Origin of the sequence: Stenotrophomonas sp. (assembly GCF_031995405.1) — a bacterium.
In the GTDB taxonomy this organism is placed as follows: domain Bacteria; phylum Pseudomonadota; class Gammaproteobacteria; order Xanthomonadales; family Xanthomonadaceae; genus Stenotrophomonas.
In genome coordinates this window covers 1-4,161 of the sequence record NZ_DAMAGC010000195.1, presented here as the reverse complement: position 1 = coordinate 4,161, position 4,161 = coordinate 1, and the positions used below count along the sequence as shown (strand labels likewise).

5 protein-coding genes are annotated in these 4,161 nt (G+C 67.4%); all 5 read right to left on the bottom strand.

Annotated elements, in window-relative coordinates; all coding sequences use genetic code 11:
* Positions 1–889 (bottom strand): cell envelope integrity protein TolA (gene tolA, locus RTO53_RS19620; protein ID WP_312239338.1); only part of this gene is annotated, 889 nt, incomplete at its 3' end.
* The gene (gene tolR / locus RTO53_RS19615) at positions 879–1,307 is read right to left on the bottom strand and encodes a protein TolR (RefSeq protein WP_312239337.1); all 429 of its coding nucleotides are present in this window, start codon (positions 1,305–1,307) and stop codon (positions 879–881) included. The genes tolR and tolA, both read right to left, overlap by 11 nt.
* A gap of 24 nt (positions 1,308–1,331) precedes the next feature.
* Positions 1,332–2,111: a protein TolQ gene (gene tolQ, locus RTO53_RS19610; RefSeq protein WP_137190120.1), complete on the bottom strand. Its 780-nt coding sequence runs from the start codon at positions 2,109–2,111 to the stop codon at positions 1,332–1,334.
* A gap of 10 nt (positions 2,112–2,121) precedes the next feature.
* Entirely contained in the window at positions 2,122–2,553 is a 432-nt protein-coding gene (gene ybgC / locus RTO53_RS19605) for a tol-pal system-associated acyl-CoA thioesterase (protein ID WP_256775473.1), read from the bottom strand.
* Positions 2,543–3,583 carry a Holliday junction branch migration DNA helicase RuvB gene (ruvB, locus tag RTO53_RS19600; RefSeq protein WP_312239336.1) on the bottom strand — a complete coding sequence of 347 codons (1,041 nt, stop codon included), beginning with the start codon at positions 3,581–3,583 and terminating at the stop codon, positions 2,543–2,545. The genes ybgC and ruvB overlap by 11 nt, the downstream gene beginning before the upstream one ends.
* Positions 3,584–4,161 lie beyond the last annotated feature (578 nt).

Here is a 4,161-nt window from a genome sequence, read left to right as displayed (position 1 = left end):
GGGTGATCGATACCTGGCACTTCTGGCCCAGCGGCACCGAATCGGGACGGGTCCACTGCGCCTTCACCTTCTGCTGGATCGCCGCGGCGTATTTGGCCGAAAGGTCGTCGCTGGTACCGCCGGCACCGGAGGCCGGCTTGGCGGTGCCGGTGGCGCCGGCGGTGGCGGCCGTACCGCTGGCGGCACGGGCGGCGGTCACCTGGCGCAGCTTCTGCTCGGCCAGCTTGGCTTCGTTTTCGGCCTGGGCACGCTTGCGGCGGATCTCGGCCAGCTTCTTGTCCTTCTCGGCCTCGGCCTTGGCGTCATTGGCCTTCTGCTCCTGTTCGGCCAGCTTCTTCTTCTGCTCGGCCTCTTCCTGCTGCTTGGCCAGGCGCAGCTTCTGCTCGGCCTGTTCCTGGCGCTTGCGCTCGGTCAGGTCGATCTGCTCCTGGCGGCGCTTGGCTTCCTGTTCCTGCTTGGCCTTTTCGGCGGCGATCGACAGCGCGCTCACCGCGTCCTGGTCGACCGTGTCGGGCTGTGCAACACGCTCCTGGGCCTGTTGCTGCTGGGGCGTGGGCGCGTCCTGCGGACGCGGCTCCTCGATCGGCTGCGGCGGCGGCACCGTGTCTTCGGGAATCGGCTCGGGCGGCGGCACCGGCTCGGGCAGGTCCGGCAGCTTTTCCGACGCACGCAGCGCCTGGCGCGCGGCAGCCGCCTCGGAGGCGGACAACTGCATGCTGGCTTCAATCGCCGGGTCGCCGGCGGCGGCCTCGGTGGTGCGCTGTGGCGACCACAGCCACGCGCCGATGAACACCAGCGCGAGCAGCAGGTGCACCAGCAGCGCGAGGACGATCGGCAGTCCCCACTCGTTCTGCGGTTGGCGCTGCGGTGGCAGGGCTTCAGCGTGCATCGGTCGCCAGGCCCACCTTTTCGACGTTGGCGCGCTTGATCACGTCCATCGCCGCGATCACCTTTTCATACGACACGGCCTTGTCGGCGGCGACGATCACGCGCAGGTTCTTGTCCTGCGCGGCCAGCGCGCCCAGCTGCGCCTGCAGCTGGCCGGCGTCCATCAGGGCCGGCTCCTTGGCCTCGGGAACCTTGAGGCTGAGCTGCCCGTCCAGGCGCACCGACACGATGACCGGGTCCTGCTTGCTTTCCAGCGCCTTGGCCTGGGAGTTGGGCAGGTCGACATCGAAGCTCAGCGTGAGCAGCGGCGCGGTGACCATGAAGATGATCAGCAGCACCAGCATGACGTCGATGTACGGCACGACGTTGATTTCGGATTTGAGCTTGCGGCGCTTGCGGCGGCCGAGGGCAGCAGTCATGGCAGGGTCCTTGTGCTGGGGCGCTTACTCGTCGCCCGCGCTCTGGCGCTGCAGGATCGAGCTGAACTCTTCTGCGAAGGTTTCAAAACGGACCGACATGCGCTCCACGCGGGTGGTGAAGCGGTTGTAGGCCCACACGGCCGGGATCGCCACGAACAGGCCGATGGCGGTGGCGAACAGGGCTTCGGAGATGCCCGGGGCCACCGAGGCGATGCCGGCCTGCTCACCGCTGTTGATCATGTCGTGCATGGTCACCATGATGCCGAACACGGTACCGACCAGGCCCACGTAGGGCGCGGTGGAGCCGATGTTGGCCAGCAGCTCCAGGCTGCGTTCCATCTGGTCCACTTCACGGGTGTAGGTGGTGCGCATGGCGCGCTGGGCCCCTTCGAGCTGGGCACGACCGTCCAGCCGGCGCTTGTCGCGCAGGCGGGTGAACTCGCGGAAGCCGGCTTCGAAGATCGCTTCCAGACCGCCGACCTTGCGGTTGCGGTCGGTGGCCGAGCTGTACAGCTTGCCCAGGTCCGCGCCGGACCAGAAACGGCTTTCGAACTCGTCGGCCTCGCGGTTGGCGGCGTTGAACACGCGCGCCTTGCGGAAGATGATCACCCAGCTGATGAACGACCCGGCCAACAGCAGCAGCACGATGATCTTCACCGGCAGGCTGGCCTTGATCATCAGGTCCAGGTAATTGATGCCACCGCCATGCGCGGCCTGCGCGACAGTCTGCGCCGCGGCGCTGGTGACTTCCTGCGGCAGCGCTTCGGTCACCGTGGCCTGCAGGGCCAGGAGCATTGCGATCATCCGTTGTTCCTCACTGTGCGGATACTTGAAGTTCGTAGGGTTTCAACGCGGCAAGGAGAGCATCGTCCATGCCGCGTGGTTTGAAGGTGGAGGCATCCAATGCCGCGATCCTGACCTGGGCCGTCAGCAGCGTTTCATCGCCGCGACACACGCGCTGGTCGAACACCATGCTGGCGCGCTTGCACTGCACCAGCGTGGCGGTCACGTCCAGCGCATCGTCCAGCCGCGCCGGCTTGAGGAAATCCAGGGTCATCGCGCGGACCGCGAACACCATGCCATGGTCGGTGCGCGTGCGCTCCTGGCCAAAGCCGAGCGCCCGCATCCATTCGGTCCGTGCGCGTTCCATGAAGGCCACATAGCGCGCGTGGTAGACCACCCCGCCAGCGTCGGTATCTTCCCAGTAGATGCGTGTCGGCCAACTGAACCGGGGATCAACCGCCATCGATGCTCTCCGCGAACAGGTCCGCCGGCGGGTTCTTCGGCTTGAGCCCCATGTGCCGGTACGCCTTGTGCGTGCACATGCGGCCACGCGCGGTACGGATCAGGAAGCCCTGCTGGATCAGGTACGGCTCGACGACGTCTTCCAGCGTGCCGCGCTCTTCGGACAGCGCCGCCGCCAGCGATTCGATCCCGACAGGACCGCCGTCGAAGTAGTCGACCATGGTCCGCAGCATGCGCCGGTCCAGCTCGTCGAAGCCTTCCGGGTCCACCTTGAGCATCTGCATGGCCGCCTGCGCCACGTCCTGGTCGATGTGGCCGGCCGCCTTGACCTGGGCATAGTCGCGGACCCGGCGCAGCAGTCGGTTGGCGATACGCGGGGTGCCGCGCGAGCGACGCGCGATCTCGGCCGCGCCGTCGGCGGTGCAGTCGATGTTGAGGATGGCCGCCGAACGCCGCACGATCCGGGTCAGCTCTTCGGGGGTGTAGAACTCCAGCCGGTGCACGATGCCGAAACGGTCGCGCAGGGGCGCGGTCAGCAGCCCGGCACGGGTGGTGGCCCCGATCAGGGTGAACGGCGGCAGGTCGATCTTGATCGAGCGGGCCGCAGGGCCGTCGCCGATCATGATGTCGATCTGGAAGTCTTCCATCGCCGGGTACAGCACTTCTTCGACGACCGGCGAGAGGCGGTGGATCTCGTCGATGAACAGCACATCGTGCGGCTGCAGGTTGGTCAGCAGCGCGGCCAGGTCGCCGGCCTTTTCGATCACCGGGCCGGAGGTCACGCGCAGGGCCACGCCCAGCTCGTTGGCGATCACATGGCTCAAGGTGGTCTTGCCCAGCCCCGGCGGCCCGAAGATCAGCACGTGGTCGAGTGCGTCACCCCGGGCCTTGGTTGCCTCGATATAGATCGACAGCTGCTCGCGCACCGGCGCCTGGCCCAGGTAATCGGCCATGCGCTTGGGGCGGATGCTGGCGTCGGTGCCTTCGTCTTCACGGGTGGCGCCGGCACCGATGATGCGGTCGTCTGTCATTCGGCAATTATGCGGCAAAAGGAGGAGGATTCGGTTGGGCTGCGCCCGGCAGAGGCTTGGGCAACGGCAACGGCAACGGCACAGGCACAGGCAACAGCCCCTGTACTGAGGGACGGCGGGGTGGGTCCGGTTGCGGGGGACGCTGCAAGTACGTCCCTGTAAGCTCGGTCGCCGCATCCATGCGGCTCACGCCCCCGCAACCGGACCCACCCCGCCTTCGCCAACTCTCCGTGTGCCGCCAGGCAGGCAACCCCAAGGCTCTTCGTCCACAGCTCGCGCTGAGCGTCTGGAGGAGAGCCCCCTTGGTGTTCAAGGGGGCGCGCCGAAGGCGCGGGGATTAGGTGGAATGCGCGGAACGCCGGCGCCAACGGCGACTGCGTTTCAAGGGGGCGCGCCGAAGGCGCGGGGATCAGGTGGAATGCCCAGGGGCCCACGGTTTGCGTAGCAAAGCGTGGGGCGTAGCGCAGGTGGAGATTAAATCTCCACCTGCGCCCCCAGCTCCACGAGCCGGTTGCCCGGAATCCGGAAGAAGCCGGTCGCCGGGGCCGCGTTCCGGTGCATCAGCGCGAACAGCTTGT

Excerpts from the sequence above, each read along its gene's own strand:
- tolR (WP_312239337.1), bottom strand. The coding sequence starts at position 1,307 with ATGACTGCTGCCCTCGGCCGCCGCAAGCGCCGCAAGCTCAAATCCGAA.
- tolQ (WP_137190120.1), bottom strand. The coding sequence starts at position 2,111 with ATGATCGCAATGCTCCTGGCCCTGCAGGCCACGGTGACCGAAGCGCTG.
- ybgC (WP_256775473.1), bottom strand. The coding sequence starts at position 2,553 with ATGGCGGTTGATCCCCGGTTCAGTTGGCCGACACGCATCTACTGGGAA.
- ruvB (WP_312239336.1), bottom strand. The coding sequence starts at position 3,583 with ATGACAGACGACCGCATCATCGGTGCCGGCGCCACCCGTGAAGACGAA.